We start from the raw sequence: 239 nt of genomic DNA, 5'->3' as shown, positions 1-239 counted from the left end.
CAGCGACGCCGCGTGAGTGATGAAGGCCTTCGGGTTGTAAAGCTCTGTGGAGAGGGAAGAATAAGGGTGGGCTAATACCCCATCTGATGACGGTACCTCTTTAGCAAGCACCGGCTAACTCTGTGCCAGCAGCCGCGGTAATACAGAGGGTGCAAACGTTGTTCGGATTTACTGGGCGTAAAGCGCGTGTAGGCGGCTTGGCAAGTCGGGTGTGAAAGCCCTGGGCTCAACCTAGGAAG

General features: G+C 56.1%; 1 rRNA gene. It reads left to right on the top strand.

Annotated elements, in window-relative coordinates:
- Window positions 1-239: ribosomal RNA gene (locus ACTHS3_RS18540) — 16S ribosomal RNA — on the top strand; the annotation flags it as partial.

Source organism: Neisseria sp. P0009.S007 (assembly GCF_051962515.1).
Note: the sequence above shows the minus strand (reverse complement) of the source record. Positions and strands in the feature narration are given on the sequence as shown.